The sequence below is a fragment of the Rhodovulum sulfidophilum DSM 1374 genome, from assembly GCF_001633165.1.
Taxonomy (GTDB): domain Bacteria; phylum Pseudomonadota; class Alphaproteobacteria; order Rhodobacterales; family Rhodobacteraceae; genus Rhodovulum; species Rhodovulum sulfidophilum.
This window is the reverse complement of record NZ_CP015418.1, coordinates 3,849,963-3,866,420: the sequence shown is the minus strand read 5'-3', so window position 1 is coordinate 3,866,420 and position 16,458 is coordinate 3,849,963. Positions and strand designations below refer to the sequence as shown.

General features: G+C 61.2%; 16 protein-coding genes, 1 tRNA gene and 1 pseudogene. 7 read left to right on the top strand and 11 right to left on the bottom strand.

Features of this window, described 5'->3' with window-relative positions:
- The first annotated feature begins 112 nt into the window (after nt 1–112).
- The 3 genes from tnpC to A6W98_RS18020 all read left to right on the top strand — a co-directional run bounded on the left by tnpC (nt 113) and on the right by A6W98_RS18020 (nt 5,807).
- The gene (gene tnpC, locus A6W98_RS20550; RefSeq protein WP_155734842.1) at nt 113–1,795 is read left to right on the top strand and encodes an IS66 family transposase; all 1,683 of its coding nucleotides are present in this window, start codon (nt 113–115) and stop codon (nt 1,793–1,795) included.
- 102 nt (nt 1,796–1,897) lie between these two features.
- Nucleotides 1,898–3,979, top strand: coding sequence for an ATP-binding protein (locus A6W98_RS18025; RefSeq protein WP_211138698.1), 2,082 nt, complete (start codon nt 1,898–1,900; stop codon nt 3,977–3,979).
- Between the two features lie 358 nt (nt 3,980–4,337).
- Nucleotides 4,338–5,807 carry a Fic family protein gene (locus tag A6W98_RS18020; protein ID WP_042463981.1) on the top strand — a complete coding sequence of 490 codons (1,470 nt, stop codon included), beginning with the start codon at nt 4,338–4,340 and terminating at the stop codon, nt 5,805–5,807.
- 435 nt (nt 5,808–6,242) lie between these two features.
- Here the strand turns inward: A6W98_RS18020 and A6W98_RS18015 are convergent, their stop codons facing one another.
- From A6W98_RS18015 to A6W98_RS18005, 3 genes are read right to left on the bottom strand one after another with little or no spacing between them, the layout of a single operon-like run.
- Nucleotides 6,243–6,797, bottom strand: coding sequence for a hypothetical protein (locus tag A6W98_RS18015; protein WP_155734841.1), 555 nt, complete (start codon nt 6,795–6,797; stop codon nt 6,243–6,245).
- A 49-nt stretch (nt 6,798–6,846) separates the two neighbouring features.
- Nucleotides 6,847–7,329 carry a hypothetical protein gene (locus A6W98_RS18010; RefSeq protein ID WP_042463977.1) on the bottom strand — a complete coding sequence of 161 codons (483 nt, stop codon included), beginning with the start codon at nt 7,327–7,329 and terminating at the stop codon, nt 6,847–6,849.
- A gap of 29 nt (nt 7,330–7,358) precedes the next feature.
- Nucleotides 7,359–8,951, bottom strand: a complete 1,593-nt coding sequence (locus A6W98_RS18005; RefSeq protein WP_072071721.1) for a type VI secretion system Vgr family protein — start codon at nt 8,949–8,951, stop codon at nt 7,359–7,361.
- Between A6W98_RS18005 and A6W98_RS22410 the strand changes: the two genes are divergently transcribed.
- The gene (locus A6W98_RS22410; protein WP_343056065.1) at nt 8,910–9,002 is read left to right on the top strand and encodes an integrase core domain-containing protein; all 93 of its coding nucleotides are present in this window, start codon (nt 8,910–8,912) and stop codon (nt 9,000–9,002) included. The two genes, A6W98_RS18005 and A6W98_RS22410, sit on opposite strands and share 42 nt — an antisense overlap.
- 89 nt (nt 9,003–9,091) lie before the next feature.
- Nucleotides 9,092–9,439: a hypothetical protein gene (locus A6W98_RS21555; RefSeq protein WP_042463975.1), complete on the top strand. Its 348-nt coding sequence runs from the start codon at nt 9,092–9,094 to the stop codon at nt 9,437–9,439.
- On the opposite strand, the pseudogene A6W98_RS21290 reads toward A6W98_RS21555, so the two are convergent.
- The 4 genes and pseudogenes from A6W98_RS21290 to A6W98_RS17985 form a co-directional block, all read right to left on the bottom strand.
- Nucleotides 9,408–9,698: pseudogene (locus A6W98_RS21290) on the bottom strand (helix-turn-helix domain-containing protein); the annotation flags it as partial. The gene A6W98_RS21555 and the pseudogene A6W98_RS21290 overlap by 32 nt on opposite strands.
- Nucleotides 9,699–9,848: 150 nt before the next feature.
- Nucleotides 9,849–10,388, bottom strand: a complete 540-nt coding sequence (locus A6W98_RS17995) for an AAA family ATPase (protein WP_042463972.1) — start codon at nt 10,386–10,388, stop codon at nt 9,849–9,851.
- A gap of 172 nt (nt 10,389–10,560) precedes the next feature.
- Nucleotides 10,561–10,636: transfer RNA gene (locus A6W98_RS17990), tRNA-Ala, on the bottom strand.
- Nucleotides 10,637–10,951: 315 nt separating this feature from the next.
- Nucleotides 10,952–11,290, bottom strand: a complete 339-nt coding sequence (locus A6W98_RS17985) for a TIGR02300 family protein (RefSeq protein WP_042463971.1) — start codon at nt 11,288–11,290, stop codon at nt 10,952–10,954.
- 113 nt (nt 11,291–11,403) lie between these two features.
- Here A6W98_RS17985 and A6W98_RS17980 point away from each other — a divergent pair, with 113 nt between their 5' ends.
- Entirely contained in the window at nt 11,404–12,096 is a 693-nt protein-coding gene (locus A6W98_RS17980; RefSeq protein ID WP_042463969.1) for a M48 family metallopeptidase, read from the top strand.
- 33 nt (nt 12,097–12,129) lie between these two features.
- Nucleotides 12,130–12,780: a GntR family transcriptional regulator gene (locus tag A6W98_RS17975; RefSeq protein ID WP_042463967.1), complete on the top strand. Its 651-nt coding sequence runs from the start codon at nt 12,130–12,132 to the stop codon at nt 12,778–12,780.
- Nucleotides 12,781–12,889: 109 nt separating this feature from the next.
- On the opposite strand, the gene A6W98_RS17970 is transcribed toward A6W98_RS17975, so the two are convergent.
- The 4 genes from A6W98_RS17970 to A6W98_RS17955 all read right to left on the bottom strand — a co-directional run bounded on the left by A6W98_RS17970 (nt 12,890) and on the right by A6W98_RS17955 (nt 16,455).
- Nucleotides 12,890–13,252, bottom strand: coding sequence for a hypothetical protein (locus A6W98_RS17970; RefSeq protein WP_042463965.1), 363 nt, complete (start codon nt 13,250–13,252; stop codon nt 12,890–12,892).
- A 1-nt stretch (nt 13,253) separates the two neighbouring features.
- Complete coding sequence (locus A6W98_RS17965; protein WP_042463963.1) at nt 13,254–14,036, bottom strand: hypothetical protein; 783 nt, start codon at nt 14,034–14,036, stop codon at nt 13,254–13,256.
- 522 nt (nt 14,037–14,558) lie between these two features.
- Nucleotides 14,559–15,947, bottom strand: a complete 1,389-nt coding sequence (lpdA, locus tag A6W98_RS17960; protein ID WP_042463961.1) for a dihydrolipoyl dehydrogenase — start codon at nt 15,945–15,947, stop codon at nt 14,559–14,561.
- Between the two features lie 112 nt (nt 15,948–16,059).
- Nucleotides 16,060–16,455, bottom strand: a complete 396-nt coding sequence (locus A6W98_RS17955) for an MAPEG family protein (protein WP_042463959.1) — start codon at nt 16,453–16,455, stop codon at nt 16,060–16,062.
- Between the last annotated feature and the right edge of the window lie 3 nt (nt 16,456–16,458).

Below are 16,458 nucleotides of genomic sequence, written 5' to 3'. Positions count from 1 at the left end.
CCTCATCTATCCCCGACAAAGCGACAGAAGTCAAGTCACATGCCCGCAGTTCGGCGGGCATGGTCGAATTCACTTTGCTTCATGCCAGGGATGGAGAGCGCGGTTCTTTGCCGTGTCACAGAACGTGGTCGATACAATTGAACAGTTGGAAAATGACATTCTGGCAGCTCTTGACCTTGATGCCGCTGCGCTGGTTCGGCGTTTGCGCGAACTTTGGGGTGAGGTGATCTCGGAAAACGAAACCCTCAGAGAAGAGGCTCTGAAAACCAGTACGCTGAATAAGATTCTTAAATCTGAAGTTGCGCGGCTGAAGCGCCAAATAGCAAAATTAACCAAGACGCAATTCGGCGCAAAATCTGACCAGAACCCAAACAAGACCTCCTATGATCGTAGCTCCTGCGTAGGCGATCAAAAAGCCAAGGATGCCGAAAACAACGCCAACAGTGATAAAGAAAACGGCAAGGCTAGCGCCGGTCAACCTGAAGCAAAAGAAACAAAGCCGAGGAATACAAGCGGTCGAGGTGCGAGAGTGTGGCCGGAGCACATTGAAAAGCGATGGATATACATGGGCACCGAAGACAGGAGGTGTCCCTGCGGATGTGGCGGTGGCATTGTGGAAATTGAGGAGAATGAGACGCTGGAAGTGATCCCCGCACAATACTACGTGGCGGTGCGTGAGTATCCAAAGTACCGGTGTCGCTTGCATGACAAGATCATCGGGACAACCTTTGAGCCGCGTGTATTTCCGAAAACCACAATGAGCAACACGCTTATGGCCAGTTCGATCACGATGCGTTTCGGGTGGCAGTTGCCGTGGCACCGACAAGAGAATATTTTCCTGTCCAAAGGCATCGAACTGTCCCGCAGCACCCTGATGCGATGGTCCCACCGCTTGGCAAATGAGGCGCTTTTGCCAATCTACCAATTGATGGAACAGGAACTCACAACGAACAGCGAAAGGCTGTTCATGGATGAGACCACCCTACCGATGCTTCAACCTGGCAAAGGACAAACAAAAACCAGCTACCTATATGCTCTTCTTCGTGACGACCGATCATTTTCCGGAAATAAACCTCCCGTAGTTATTTATTATCCGCGGAACACTCGCGCGATGCGCCATATACATGACATTTTGAACGGGGTCTCCGCCATCCTCCAGACCGATTCATATGCCGGATACGGTCGACTTGGCCGACATGGAACGCCCGTGGAACAAATCACGCCAGTCAAATGCTGGGCACATGCTCGACGAAATTTCACAGACGAGTACGAGTTCAGCAAAACTCTGGACGCTAAAACGGTCATTCGAATTATTGCCGAGTTATATAAAGAGGAGGAGAAAATTCGAGGCAAGCCACCTCTGATCCGCGTAGCGCATCGGCAGCAATTCTCAGTTCCCATTCTTGATCGCCTAAGAGCTTTCTTGATCGCGCAAGCAGACCGCCATCTTTCGAAGAGCAAGATGGGGCAAGCGATCCGGTATGTGCTGAGACAATGGAGTGATCTGACGCGATTTGTCGATGATGGGCGGATCGACCTCGACACCAATGCGGTTGAACGCATGTTCAAACCGACAATTCTGCTGCGGAAAAATGCCTTATTCTTGGGCAGTGATGAGGGGGCAGAAGCTTGGGGAATTCATAGCTCTATCATCGAAACCTGTAAGCTCAATGGGGTGAACGCAGAGCTCTATTTGAAATGGATATTTGATCAGATCTCGAAGAAACTTCGACGTTCTGAATATGAGAAGCTGCTGCCATGGAACGCGCCACCTGAGTTTCGGATCACGCACTAAGGTTCTAAGGATCGCAGATCGCCGCCCTTTTATAGTATTGAGGTCCGAGGCATTTCCTTTTCTGGGCTGAGGGCGATACAAAGGACGAAGCAGCGCATCGCCTTGACAGTAGAGACCGCGGGGTCGAGTCTCGGCGTAAATAAACCGGGAATTGGTAGTATGGTCATGGCGGACGGGAGCTTCAGGGTAGAGGTTGAGCACGACCACCTAAGGAAGCTGGCGAACGCCTCGCCGGTACAGGCGGTATGCGAGCTCGTCTGGAACTCCCTGGATGCGGACGCTACCCGAGTGGACGTAGACGTGGACCATGGCGAGCTCGGGATGCTCTCGGTTTCCGTCAGGGACAACGGCCACGGGTTCACGCACGAAGAGGCGAAGGCGCTCTTCGGCAAGGTGGGCGGCTCATGGAAGAGACATGGCGCGAAGTCCAAGCGTAAGTCCCGCGTCCTGCATGGCAAGGAGGGCAAAGGACGGCTCAAAGCCCTCGCCCTCGGACGGGTCGCTGACTGGGTCGTTCGGTACCGGGACGAAGCGGGCAACTTGATGGGCTTTAAGATGACCCTCGTCAAGGACGCGCTCGTAGATGTGGAGATATCTGCGCCGGAGCCGGCAGAGCCTGTTCTGGGCACAGGCGTGGAGGTCACGATCTCGGAACTGGAGAAGCAGTTCAAGTCGCTCGAGACCGAGCGCGCGGTCCCTGACCTTTCGTCGGTCTTCGCCATCTACCTCAAGAACTACCGCGACGCGGAAATCTTCTTTGACGGCGAGCGTCTGGACCCGGAAGCGAACATCGCCTCTTCGGAAACCATCTCTCTCGACCCGATTGTGGCGGACGGAGGGACACATCCGGTGGTCCTCGAGGTCATCCAGTGGAATTCGGCGCCGGAGCGTTCGATCTTTCTTTGCGGGAAAGACGGCTTCCCCTTCGCAAGGATCGCGCCGAAATTCCACACAACAGGCTACGTCTTCTCTGCTTACCTCAAGTCCGGCTACGTGGACCGACTGCAGGAGCGCGGGGCGATCGACCTTGCCGAAATGGATGCTGCTATGGCCGACGCGGTCGACCAGGCCTCCGAAGCAATTCAGGCCCACTTCAAGCAGGCGAGCGCTGCTGAGGCACGGTCGGAGATCGAGCGTTGGAAAGAGGAGCGTTCTTACCCCTACGAGGCGGAGCCGACAACGAAGGTTGAGACCGCCGAGCGACAGGTTTTCGACATCTTAGCGCTCACGGTGAACAAGCACCTCTCCGACTTTTCCCAGCAGAGCGCCAAAGGCCGCACCTTTCAGATGCGGATGCTCCGGCAGGCTATTGAACGCGGCCCGGATGAGCTCCAGACGATCCTGACGCAGGTCTTGGACCTGCCCCCGAGGACGATGAACGAGTTCGCCAAGCTGCTCGAGGAAGCAGACCTGGCCAATGTCATCAGCGCGTCCAAGATGGTGGCAGACCGCCTCAGCTTCCTATCTGGCATCGAGCAGTTGCTCTACGACCCCGAGACCCGCGGTCTGCTCAAGGAACGCAGTCAATTGCATCGGATGATAGCCGAAGGCAACACTTGGATTTTCGGAGAGGAGTTCGGTCTCACGGTGGACGACAAGGGGCTTACCGAGGTCCTGCGCAAGCATCGGTCCATGATCGGCGACGAAACGGTCATAGACGCGCCGGTAAAGAGGATCGACGGGAGCGTCGGCGTCGTCGACCTAATGCTCTCGCGTTCCGTTCCGAGGAACCGCCCGGAGGAGCGCGAGCATCTCGTGGTCGAGTTGAAGCGACCATCTGTCGTGATCGGGCCTAAGGAACTCACACAAGTGGAGAGCTACGCCTTCGCCATCGCGAACGACGAGCGTTTCCGAGACCTGGACACTCGTTGGGTTTTCTGGGCCGTGTCGAACGATATCGACGAGCACGCCCGTCGGCGTGCAAGACAGGAAGGCAGCCCACCGGGGCGCGTGTTCAAGGATGGACCGATCGAGATTTGGGTGAAGGCGTGGTCAGAGGTCTTGTCTGACGCGAAGGGCCGGATGCGCTTCGTTCAGGACAAGCTGAAGTCCAATGTCGACGATGACACTGCGCTTAACTATCTCAAGAAAACCTATGCAAAGTATCTGGAGGGTATCGCGGATGACGTCGCTCTTGAGGCAGCTTCGGAAAATGTCGATGCCGAGGAAGCAAGCGAAGCCTAAACCTTCGCTGTGGTCCACCGCTCCGCGTGACCGCTTTGAGCCCAGACTGTCAAATGCTGCGCTGCGCTTGGAAGGACGCGATCCGCATTTTGTTGCCGTCGACAACTGAAAGGCCGCCCCGAAGCCGACTTTCGAAAGAGCGCCGTAGCCGCGGTGCGGCTACCCAAAAGCTAGGCTACGGACCAACAGCGCTAGAAGCTGCAAACACGATGGACTACAGACCCAGCATGCAATAGCTGTCCAGCCGGACAATAAAAATGAGGTCAAACTACGCTCGCCGTTGCGAACTCCTACTTCACAACGCCTTTGAGTGGGTCGCAATCTTCGCAACAAAAACCTCGGAACGAAGAAGTTTGGAATGACAGAGCATCCGATTTGGAACCCCGCAACTGGCATTACTGATCTCGATGCCGATCCTGCCCAACTTAGCGCGTCGGAAATACCGGGTATTAAGGCGGTGTGGACAGATCAGCGAAAGCGATTGAAGGGCTCCACCCAGCTGTCTGATTTCACCGAAAAGCTGAGCCGGGAGTGGGCCATCGAGACCGGCGTCATTGAGAACCTCTATGAGATCGAACGGGGCGTTACCCAGACACTTATCGAGCGTGGCTTTCAGGCTGAACTTCTGAGCCATGGCTCGACCAACAAGCCACGCGATTATGTGATCCAGCTGCTGCGCGACCAGAAGGATGCGCTGGATGGGGTGTTCGATTTCGTGAAAAGCGACCGCGCCCTTTCCGCGTCCTACGTTAAAGAGCTGCACGCCGTGCTTCTGCGAAGCCAGGATACGACAGAGGGTCTGGACGCGCAGGGACGACATGTTGAGGTGCCTTTGATCAAGGGTGCTTGGAAGACGCTAGCAAACTACCCGGTGCGCGACGGCATCACATTCACTTACTGCTCTCCCGAGCACGTCGGCTCCGAAATGGATCAGTTGATCAAGATGCATGCGGAACATGTGGCGAAGTCTGTGCCAAGCGAGGTTCAGGCAGCTTGGCTCCATCATCGCTTCACCCAGATCCATCCCTTCCAGGATGGCAACGGCCGTGTTGCGCGCGCGATCGCCTCACTGGTCTTGGTAAAGGACGGATTGTTCCCGCTGGTCGTGACACGGGATGACAAGCCAACCTACTTGGATGCGCTGGAAGCGGCGGACTCGGGCAATTTGAAACCGTTGATCGATCTGATCGCCAAATTGCAGATAAGCCAGTTCCGGAAAGCTTCAGCAATTTCTGAGTCTCTATTGGTCGAGGAGGATGTCCAGGCCGCTCTCGGAGGTCTACTCAAAGCCGCCGACAAGGTTGCCGCAGACCAGCTTGCCGCGCTGAGGGGGGTTTTCGATCTTGCTCACATCCTCGAAGACGATCTTTGCGACCGGCTTGCTGCGATTGCGCCCACTGTCTCAACTGCGCTTCAACGAGTGAGCGATGGAGCGACGGCCTTCGTTACAAAGTCCAATTCGGAGACGGACCACTACTTCCGAGCACAGATCATCGACAATGCAAAGAACCACATAGGTTACTTCGCCGATACCGGCGAATACAGATCATGGGTCGCTCTCAACATGCGGTGGTCGCGCCGCGGTCAGCTCGTGTTCGCGAATCATGGGATTGGCAGGCCATTCAACGGAAGCCTCATTTGCGCGCCATTCCTTGAGTTCAAGGACACTGACGAAGAGGGGCAAATGCGAGCCACTTTGGTGCCGCTCGCGGAGGAGGGCTTCGTCTTTTTCTACAACGAGGATCGAGAGCGGCTGCTGTCCCGCTTCAGGCCTTGGCGCGAGAGTGTGCTCAAGGTAGCCCTCAAAGAACTGACACAGAATTTGTAGATTCAGCATCAACCTGGCCATCGCCGTCAACGACAAAACTGATTCGATTTGCCGCGCTGGTGGGCCCCACTCCTGTACTGGTAGCGGTTAGCTGCTTTGGCAAAGAGTTGCGACTTCACTGCTGCATATGTGTTTCGGTCATATCTCCGCCCGATGTAGGGTGCTTGTTCGTCGCGAAGCGCCGACAGCCGCCGTTCGGGCAATCGCGGCGAATTCACCCCTTGTCCGCAGAGCCGACCTCTGACTGTCGCGGTGGAGGGTAGCGCGGCGAACGCCAGGTTCGGCGGCTCGCGCTGCAGCATCCTGACCTTAGGCTGAAGGTCGATTCTGGGCGGAAAGAGCCCACGTATAATGCCTCTATATTGGCGCTAGGCGCCAATATAGAGGCAGCGCCTTGCTCAGAATAGAGATCAAAACGGGGGGCAGTTGTAACGCTTACATTCCAATGGCCGCCGAGGCACCTGCGCTGACAAGCCCGTCCCCGGAGTTGAAAACAGGCGTCGGCCCGAAGACCGGGTCTCCCAGAGGCCCGGGCGATGCATCAATCGTGTAAAGTGCAGCCGCGCCCACCAGCTCGACCTCGGCACCAATGATCCCGCCGGTCATTCCCGACAAATCGGCAAGGGAAAATGGTTTGTGAGCGCTGACGAATTGCGGCGTTCCCTGGGTCATTCGCTCGTAAAGCGCCATGCCGGAGCCGATTTGATTCTGTTCATGCTCCATCTTGGCGGCGTCCCAAGTCATCTTGCCGTCGCCGATATGGCCATGCGCATCCTCGATGCGCTGGGCCGCCCGCGCGCTACCGCCTGCCCCCTTGAACAGCTTGCCGATCGGCAAGCTTGCGGACACTCCGCAATTCAGAAGATTGACGATCCCGATACACATGTTGTCGAAGCCGAGGAAAATGAAGCTGTGATACCCGCAGACCATAGAAAAGCTGCCGTCGTAGGAGATGAGCCAGCGTTTGGACCTAGCGTCCATACGGCCCACCCATGCCTCGGGGTGCATCGGGCCATTGCCAAGGGGAAGACCGCATCGTTCATGGCACATCTTTCGCGGGAGCGAGCACGCAGTAGTCCTGGCCGCGGAAGCGTATCGCAAGATAGATGCAATTCCGGGTGTCCTGCCAGCACATGGCTTCGGCGGCGGCCATCTCTGCCATCGTGCATCTCTCGGCGGCGCAGGTATTGGCATAGACCTTACCGTCATCGAGATTGACGCTTGTCACCACAGTTTCCGGACCAGTCAGGCCAAGGGCGGCATAGCGGTCAAGGATTGCCCTCTGTTCGGCTGCCGTTCCCTCGAACGGCATCTGACTCAGGCCCATCTCACCGGCCTGCGACATCAGCGGCACGAAGGCGTTGTAGGCATCGCTCGAGCACACCATCCCCCCCTCATGACCTGCCAGCGTGACCTCGCCCTCGGGCAAGAGAAACTTCATTCGCCACACAGAAAAGGCTGCGGGCAGCAGCACGACCATGGCCACGATCAGCGCGACGGCAATCAGGATCTTGCGTTTCATCTTTCTCTCCGTGCGCAAGGGACGGCCGATCAGTTCAGGCTGATTTTCGGCGCATTCGCTGTGATTTCGCTTCCACCGACCATTTCAATGCCGTTTTCTAATTCCATGAACAGCGTGTCACCGCGCAGCCGGACATAACCGTCGGATGTCATACGCAACTCCGCCTTTCCGACACGCAGTTCAAGCTCGCCATTCGAGACAATGCTAGCCACGTCACCAGCCTCGATAGTCGCTTGCGAGCCCGCGACGAGCTGGATCGAATGCCCCGCATTCTCGAAGATCGACCGCCCGACATTCACGGTCTTCGTCACGCCGATGGTCTGCGCCTTCACTCCTGCGGTGGCTTCATTGATCACCTGGTCCGCGAACAGGGAGTATACGCCGCGACCGAGCTGGTTGATGCCTGGTGTAGGCATCTTTACCGCGATAGAAGAAATCCCCTCGACCAGCTTGCGGAACCGGTCGTTGAGCACACGCCCAACCCCGCTCGGACCGACATGCAGCGTCATTGAGCCATGCACGGACTCGCTGTGGTTGCCGTCGACCTCGATGGCCTTGTGCTGGCCGATGCTTTGCACCCAGTTGTTATCGACCCGCTCGGTGTGGTTGTTGTTGGTCTTTTCGTTGCGGTCCTTCTCTGCGTGCAGGTAGATTTCCTCTTGTCCTTTTTTGTCTTCGAATCTCAACTCATTGAAACCTCTTCCTTGATGGGTGTCAGACCGAAATGTAGATCGCGTCTTGTTCTCGGGTAAATCGTAGGGAGCCCTATTCCGGCCGTTATAGACGCAGCCCGTGACCAGCGGCTTGTCCGGGTCGCCGTCGAGGAACTCGACCACCACCTCCATGCCGATCCGCGGGATCACCATCCCGCCCCAGCCGGCACCGGCCCAGCTTTGCGATACCCGGCAGCGCATCGACCAGGCCTCGTCCAGGTCCCAGTGGAACCGCACCAGAATCCGGCCATATTCGTCGCAGTCGATCTCGCCCTCGCCGACCACCGTCGCGGTCTGCGGCCCCCGCACGTCGGCCCGCGCGGTCTTCTGTTCGGGCAAAAGCGGCGCCTCGACCGGCATCAGGACATATTGCCCGTCATAGGCGCGCCCGTCGCCATCGTCCGAGCCGCCTGACCCATAGTTGTCGGCGGTGTAGGAATGCCGCGCGCTCAGGCACATGTATTCGCCGCCGGTCCCGGGCACCGGATCGCCCGACAGCGTCACCCGGAGACCCGCGCCAAGCGCCACGATATCGCCCTCGGCCTCAAAGCGCCGGTCCTGGCCGCGTTCGCCCGCGGCGCGCAGCTCGGCCACCACCCGGCCGCGGCTCTGATCGAGATAATCGCCCGGCCAGTCGAAGCTCTCGATCTGGCCCTGTTCGTAGGCCGCGTCGCCCAGATGGTCGGTCTCCATCGCCGCCACCGGGGTCTTGAAGTTGTAGTCGGTCAGCCGGACCGCGCCGGTCGTGATCCGCCGCGCGGGCCGCCAGGTGCGGAAATGCGAGACCTCCTCCTGGTGGTGACCCTCGGCCGGCCGGAATGCGTGCATCGCCACCGTTTTGAGACCATCCAGCACGCGATGCGCGTCATCGGTGACTGGATCAGCTTCTACAACAACCGCCGCCCTCATCAGGCCCTTGCCATGCGCACGCCTGCCGAGGCATTCACATTAGCGGCTTAACCTGAGCAGATTCAGCTGGGTCGATACATCTGCCGCAATACCTGGGCTTCGACATCTGGCGCGCCCGCGCCGAGATCGGCTGCCCGCGCGTGGTGATCACCATCGACACCCACGAGAAGCTCGGACAGGGCGAGCTTCGGGGAGATGTCTGGCTCCAGACGCTGGTGCGCGAGACCCCCGGCGCGCTGATCCTGATCTTCGGACGCGACAAGCTCCGCTGGGTGGAGATCGATAACCGATGGGAAGACGTGCTCGACCAGCACCTCCTCGGAGAACTCTCGGATGAGGATGCCGACCGCTTCCTTGCGCAGGTGCCGATCCCCGAAGAGGACATCCGTGCGCGTCTCGTCGGCGCCGCCGAGGGGCTGCCGCATTACCTCGATCTCGCTGTGACGCTCTACGAGGATAGGCCGGATGTTCGAGCGCCAGCGCCTTGATCCGCTCGACCGTCTCCGGCGGGGTCGTTTGAGGGTGGCTCCTGTGGATCGGCGGCAGGTCCTTCAGCCCCTCGAAGCCGTGGGTTTGAAACCGGCGTTTCCACTCGTAGAAGCTGGTGCGGTCCATGCCCCGCTGGCGACAGGCCTCGGCCACGTTGCCGAGTTCTTTCGCCAGTTCCAGAACGCTCATGCGGGTTTGCGCGATCTTGGTCTTCGCGTCACGAGCCTTGGGTTTCGTCGCTTTCGGTGTTCCATCCATGGCGGTGTCCTCCTTTCCCAAAATAGCATGGAAAGAAGGTTAAGTGGACAAGTGACCGCAATGGGCTGTGAGTGTCAGGCAGCGGGAGGCCGGAGGGACCATGCGGTTTGTCCGCATCAGCAGTTTCGCCACGGCATCTCGCGATTACGGTCAGTTGACCCGCTGCGCACAGACAAAGTCGGCGCGTGTTGCAATGTCGGCGCGCGGCAACTCCGTGATTTGGTATCCCAGCGCGGTGTAAGTCTCCCGCATGACGGCGCAGGTCGCTTCGGCCTCGGTGCGGGTCTGCGTGCGTTCGGTGTCCTGTGTGAAGATCTCGTCCCAGTAGGGCGCAAGGAAGACGCGGGCGTTGTAGCGGGCTGCCTTGGCTGCTGCGGTGACGTGGGGCGGCACCGGGAGGCCGCAGAGGGTCAGGTAGCCCAGAATGTCAGGAATACCGCGGTCGAAGATCACCGGGCCTGAGAGCGCCTGTGCGGCGCTGTAGGCGCGCAGGTCCTGCTCCAGCATCCGTTCGGCATAGGCCATGCGGTCCGCCCAGGGGAGGGCATCTCCGCCGCCCTGCATCTCCTCGCGGATGATCGCGCGGCCGGATTCGGGGATTGTATGAAAGCCGCGGCGGGCGAGTTCGGTGATCAGGCTGGTTTTGCCCGCACCGGGGCCGCCCGTCACGACGAAGAAATGGGCGCTCATGGGCCATCCTCGGGTTTGACAGGGGAAAGGGCTGCGGAGAGATCAACACAACATGGGCGTGGATCGAGGCAGCATGGATTTTTGAAGGGAAAACAGCACCGGTCTGCGCGGCAGAGGCAAATCCCCTGACGAAAAAGGCAGAACTATCTGGTGCTTTTCAACTGTTTTTTTTTGGTGGAGCCAAGGGGGGTCGAACCCCTGACCTCTTGCATGCCATGCAAGCGCTCTCCCAACTGAGCTATGGCCCCATCCGGGTGCGGCCCTTCCGGCCCGCCCGCGTGTATTATGGAAGCGAGTGGAGGAGATCAAGCAGAAAAATGCAGAGGGGAGGGGGCTGCGGCGAATTTTTTGCTCGAGATCCGATGCCGCGAAAGCTTGGGACCCGACATTCGAAAAAACTTAACGAAGCAAGAGGTTAGGGGGGCATCATATGGCAGCCGCGCAAAAAAACCGCCCCAGAAGGAGCGGTTCCGTGGTGGGGCGGCCTGGTCGCGGAGAGAGTGCGCCAAGCCTTAGCCGGGGCTGGGCGCGACGGGGGGCGTCAGGGACGCCCCGCCGGCAGGTCAGGTCTCGTCGTCATCCTCGGAGGACATGTCGGCGATGTCGTCGAGCGAGACGTTGTCATCGTCATCATCCTCCAGCACGTCGTCGCCGAGATCGACATCGTTGCCGTCATCGTCATCGTCGATGATGGCGTCATCGCTGTCCAGTTCCTCGTCGTTCCGCGCCTTGGCGGGGGCGGCCTTCTCGGCAATGAGCGGCCGTTGCTTGCCGGGGGCCAGACTGTCCGCCGGGAAGCTGTGGCCGCAAGACGGGCAGGTCATCGGGTCGCGTTGAAGATCGTAAAATCGGGTCGAGCATTGCGGGCAAACGCGCTTAACGCCCCATTCTTCCTTGGGCATGGTTATCCTCTCGCAGGGGTCACGGCTTTGCGGTTGCAGCCACGTGCCACAAGTCCCCCTACGTGTCAAAGCCCTTTTCGGCTGATATGCTCGGTGCAAAACACGAGGCAGAGATGAGCATCATCCGCATTCCCGGCGATCCGCCGCTCGAGGTCACGCTGCGCCGCTCGGCTCGGGCGCGGCGCTATTCGCTGCGGGTGTCGCAGCTTGACGGGCGGGTGACGCTGACATTGCCCCAGCGCGCGCCCGAGGCCGATGGGCTTGCCTTCGTCCGCGAGAAGGAAGCCTGGATCCGGCGGCACCTTTCTGACCGGCCCGAAGATCATGTGGTCCGGGCCGGGGGCTCGGTGCCCTATGAGGGGCGGGCTCTGCCGCTCGTGCCGGGGACCGGGCGGACGCCGCAGCTGCGCGAGGGCGGGCTGGCGGTGCCCGGGCCTGCCGAAGATGTGCCGCCCCGGGTGCTGGCCTTTCTAAAGACCCGGGCGCGGGCGCGTCTGGCGGCGGCGGCCGACGGCCATGCCGCCGCGCTGGGGATCGGTTACCGGCGGCTCACGGTCAGGGAGGCGCGGTCGCGCTGGGGGTCCTGTTCGTCGCGCGGTGATCTGATGTTCGCCTGGCGGCTGATCATGGCCCCGCCCGAGGTGCTGGACTATGTCGCGGCCCATGAGGTCGCGCATCTGGTCGAGATGAACCACTCCAGCAGGTTCTGGGCGGTGGTCGGGGGGCTGATGCCGGGCTACGAGGCGCCGCGGGCCTGGCTTCGGGCCAATGGCTCGGCGCTGCACCGTGTGCGTTTCGGCGATTGACGGGCGGCCCCGTGCGGTCGCACTATCTGCCCCATGCTGATCCAGACCCGATCCGGTGACACCGTATCTGCGACCCATGAGCGGCTTTACCGGACGCTGCGGACGCAGATCATGCATGGCGAGCTGACCCCGGGCGCCGCGCTGACGCTGCGGGGTATTGGCAAGAGCTTCGGGGTGTCGATGACGCCCGCGCGAGAGGCGGTGCGGCGGCTCGTTGCCGAGGGCGCGCTGACGCTGTCCTCCTCGGGGCGGGTCTCTACGCCGGAATTGTCGAACGAGCGTCTGGAGGAACTGGCCTCACTGCGGGGGTTGCTGGAGCCCGAACTGGCAAGCCGTGCCCTGCCGCGGGCCCATTTCGCCCTGATCGAGCGGATGCAGAAGATCAATGCCGAGATCGGCGAGGTGGTCTCGCGCGGGGATGCGGTGGCCTATATCCAGAAGAATCTTGAATTTCACCGCGCGCTTTATCTGCGTGCGCAGGCCCCCGCTATGCTGGCCATGGCCGAAACGGTCTGGTTGCAGCTTGGTCCGACGATGCGGTCTTTCTACGGGCGTCTGGGCCGGACCGAGCCGCCGCAGCATCACCGGATCATTCTGGCCGCTCTCCGGGCGGGCGACGAGCCGTCGCTGAGGTTGGCCGTGCGCACCGACGTCACCCAGAGCCTCAAATTTCTCGCGACCTGATCCGTCCGGCGGATCCCGCAGCGGTTCCGGCCCGGCCTCGAGCCGCGGCAGGACCGGGGTATCGCGGAAGCTGACGGGCGCCACCACCTGAGGGGCGGCGTCCGGACAATCAGCGGTCGTAGGTGAGCCCGAATGAGACGCTCAGGTTGGGCTTGCCATTGACCACGGCCGGCTCGCCGTTGAAGAGTGCGTCGCCGGAGACATCCCGGGTCACGGTGATGTCGCTGTCGTCGAGGTCTGTCGTGGTAGTGGTGTCAAGCGCCCCTCCGGCCGCGTTCGGTGCCGAGTTGACGCGGGAGATAGTGGTCGTGGCCGCGGCGATGGCGGCGTTGACCGTGCTGGCCGCAGCCGCCTGGGTGCTGGGCGAGCCGCCGACATTGTTGGGCTGGGACACGCCGCCTGCCAGGGCCGGGCCCGATGCGGCCAGGACGAGGCCGGTCGCGCTGGCGAAAAGTGCCATTTTCATGGTCATGTCAGAATCCTCCGAAGACATCGTTCAGGCTGTAGGTGAGGGTCAGCATCTGTTGCTTGCGGTCCATGTGGTCGGTGATGTCATTGACGCCGTAGGACACGTTCAGCCCCTCGATCCCGGGAACCCTCACCCCGACGCCGACATTGTATTGGTTCTCGGTCGCCGAGACGGACATCCCGAAGGTTTCGGTCACGCCGATGCCGACGCCGGCGAACCAGCCCTCTTCGGTCAGCGAACTGCCCGCAGTGCTGAGCACTGCGTCCGAGCCGTAGCCGACCGTCCACATGAACGGGTGGATCAGGTCGGCGCCCTCGAACTGGGTCAGCCCCGAGATCGTCGCGTTCCAGCGCTCGTTGCCCACGTTGGAATCGCCCCAGGCGGCCAGGTTCGATACCGCGGCGGACCCGAAGATCACGTGGTTCGGACGCATCAGAAGTGCGCGCGAGGTTTTCAGGGTAAAGTTGCCCGAGTCGCCGAAGGGCTCAAGACCGGTCACGTTCAGGTCGAGCTCGAAGCCGAGCGACGTGATCGGGTTGCCGAAGCCGATGCCCATCGACATGTCGCCATCGGTGCCCTTGCCCGAGACGCCGCCGCGCGGGTCGGACAGCGTCGCACCGAAATACATGTCGCCCTTGGGGAGGGTGAATGCGGCATCCGCGCCGAACATGGTCACGTTGGCCGAGTCCTTCACGACCGACTGCCCGAAAGCAATGCTGCCTGTCATCGTCAAGGTGGCTGCGCCCAGTACCGCGACGCTGCCGAATGTCTTCAGGGTTTTCCGCATTTTCACATAAATCCTTGTTCACATACATCCTTGGTCCGGCTCACTTGGCATTACTTTCATGTGACTCCACGACGTATTGCAAGCCCCCAGCACCGTTTGATCGTTGAATTCACGAGGAACCCCGATGTTAGGGATGGGCCACAGGGCCATCCTTCCGCCCCCAAAGGCGGTCCCGCCAACAGGAATGATGCTTGGCGGCGGCAATGGTCGCCCTCGGTGCGGGGCGCGCGGAGGGCCAGCGGTCCCGGCGGCTGTCCAATCCCCGGGAGGTGCGTTTGGGCGGGGCCGGTCAGGGGCCGGATGCAAGGTCGGCAGCATGGCCCGGGGCGGGCGAAGCGGGCTGGCCAGTTTTCCCTCCTTTTTTCGCCCGGGGGCGGTGGAGAACTCCGCTCCGGCCTTTCAATTTCGCGGTGCGCCGGTTTTTCTCTGGGAGCTGGTGCACCATCGTGCCCTCCGGCATGACAAAGGGGCGGGGGCCGTTGCGGCCGCCGCCCCTTACCGTTTCCGGGATGGCCCTCCGCGTCAGCTGTGGATCGCGCCGTCGCCGCAGGCCAGGGCCGCTTCGCGCACCGCCTCGGAATAGGTCGGATGGGCGTGGCAGGTGCGGGCGATATCCTCGGCCGCGGCGCCGAATTCCATCGCGACGCAGACCTCGTGGATCAGATCTCCCGCCGAGGGCCCGAGGATATGGGCGCCGAGGATGCGGTCGGTTTCGGCATCGACCAGGATCTTGACGAAACCGTCGGCGGCGAAATTGGCCTTGGCGCGGCCGTTGCCCATGAAGGAGAACTTGCCGACCTTGTAGGCGCGACCCGCTTCCTTCAGCTGGTCCTCGGTCTGGCCCACCGAGGCAACCTCGGGATGGGTGTAGATCACGCCCGGGATCACGTCGTAATTCACATGGCCCGCCTGACCGGCGAGGATCTCGGCCACGGCCATGCCCTCGTCCTCGGCCTTGTGGGCCAGCATCGGGCCCTCGATCACGTCGCCGATGGCATGGATCCCGTCGACCGAGGTCTTGTAATGCGCGTCGGTGGCGATCTGGCCGCGCTTGGTCATCTCGACGCCCAGTGCGTCCAGACCCAGCTTGTCGGTATAGGGCTTGCGGCCGGTCGCGACCAGCACCACGTCGGCGTCGATCTGATGCTCGCTGTCATCCTTGCGGAGCTTGTAGGTGACCTTGGCCTTGGTCTTGAGCGCCTCGGCGGATTGCACGGCGGCGCCGGTGACGATGTTCAGGCCCTGTTTCTTCAGGAGCGCGCGGAAGCTGCGCGCCACCTCGGTATCGATGCCCGGGGTGATCTGGTCGAGATATTCGAGGACCGTCACTTCTGCCCCGAGCCGGGCGTAGACCGAACCCAGTTCCAGCCCGATCACGCCCGCGCCGATCACGATCATCTTCTTCGGCACCTTGGGCAGCGCCAGCGCGCCGGTCGAGGTGACGATCGTCTTCTCGTCGATCTCGACGCCCGCAAGGCTGGAAGCTTCGGACCCGCTGGCGATGACGATGTGTTTGGCCTTGTGGGTCTCGTCGCCCACCTTGACCAGACCGGCCTCGGGGATCGAGCCCCAGCCCTTGAGCCAGTCGATCTTGTTCTTCTTGAACAGGAACTCGATGCCCTTGGTGTTCTGGCCGATGACCTCGTCCTTGTAGGACAGCATCTGGGTCCAGTCGACCGAGGGCGGCTTGCCCTTCAGGCCCATCTTCTCGAAATTGTGCTGGGCCTCGTGCAGCTGGTGCGAGGCATGCAGGAGCGCCTTCGAGGGGATGCAGCCCACATTGAGACAGGTGCCGCCCAGCGTGTCGCGGCCTTCGACGCAGGCGGTTTTCAGGCCAAGCTGCGCGCAGCGGATGGCGCAGACATAGCCGCCTGGGCCGGAACCGATCACGATCACATCATAGCTTGCCATTCGGGGCCTCCTTTACGGGCGATTGTTGGGATGGCGGCCGGGCAGGGGGGCATCCGCCCCCCGCCGCCCGTGCCGGGCGGCTCCCCCCGGGGTATTTCCGCCAAGAAGAAGATCATATCAGGGCGGCGAGCGTCATCAGGATGGTCGCGGCAAAGCCCGCGGCCCAGATCATCGAGCGTCCCGGCACCCAGCCCCGGATATAGGCGGGGACATAGGCGATGCGGGCGATCAGGTAGATCCAGGCGCAGAGCGCGGTGAACCAGCTCGACTGATCCGATACGGTGACGAGGACCACTGCTGCGGTGAACAGGATCAGCCCCTCGAAATGGTTGTTCAGCGCCCGCTGCATCCGTCCGGTCCGGCGCGAGAGCTGCTGATCGGGGGGCGTGTCGCGGGGGCTGGTGGTGTATTCCGTGCCAAGCTCCATGTTGGCGGGGATCGCCATGAGGACGAATTGCACGGCCTGGACGAGGATCGCGAGGGCGAGGGCGGTGAGTTCGGGGGTCATGCG

What these genes read in the sequence shown, in the direction of transcription:
- A6W98_RS17995 (WP_042463972.1), bottom strand. Translation starts at nt 10,388, where the DNA reads ATGAGCGCCCATTTCTTCGTCGTGACGGGCGGCCCCGGTGCGGGCAAA.
- A6W98_RS18010 (WP_042463977.1), bottom strand. Translation starts at nt 7,329, where the DNA reads ATGAAACGCAAGATCCTGATTGCCGTCGCGCTGATCGTGGCCATGGTC.
- A6W98_RS17980 (WP_042463969.1), top strand. Translation starts at nt 11,404, where the DNA reads ATGAGCATCATCCGCATTCCCGGCGATCCGCCGCTCGAGGTCACGCTG.
- lpdA (WP_042463961.1), bottom strand. Translation starts at nt 15,947, where the DNA reads ATGGCAAGCTATGATGTGATCGTGATCGGTTCCGGCCCAGGCGGCTAT.
- A6W98_RS18005 (WP_072071721.1), bottom strand. Translation starts at nt 8,951, where the DNA reads ATGAGGGCGGCGGTTGTTGTAGAAGCTGATCCAGTCACCGATGACGCG.
- A6W98_RS18020 (WP_042463981.1), top strand. Translation starts at nt 4,338, where the DNA reads ATGACAGAGCATCCGATTTGGAACCCCGCAACTGGCATTACTGATCTC.
- A6W98_RS17975 (WP_042463967.1), top strand. Translation starts at nt 12,130, where the DNA reads ATGCTGATCCAGACCCGATCCGGTGACACCGTATCTGCGACCCATGAG.
- A6W98_RS17965 (WP_042463963.1), bottom strand. Translation starts at nt 14,036, where the DNA reads ATGCGGAAAACCCTGAAGACATTCGGCAGCGTCGCGGTACTGGGCGCA.
- A6W98_RS17955 (WP_042463959.1), bottom strand. Translation starts at nt 16,455, where the DNA reads ATGACCCCCGAACTCACCGCCCTCGCCCTCGCGATCCTCGTCCAGGCC.
- A6W98_RS17985 (WP_042463971.1), bottom strand. Translation starts at nt 11,290, where the DNA reads ATGCCCAAGGAAGAATGGGGCGTTAAGCGCGTTTGCCCGCAATGCTCG.
- A6W98_RS17970 (WP_042463965.1), bottom strand. Translation starts at nt 13,252, where the DNA reads ATGACCATGAAAATGGCACTTTTCGCCAGCGCGACCGGCCTCGTCCTG.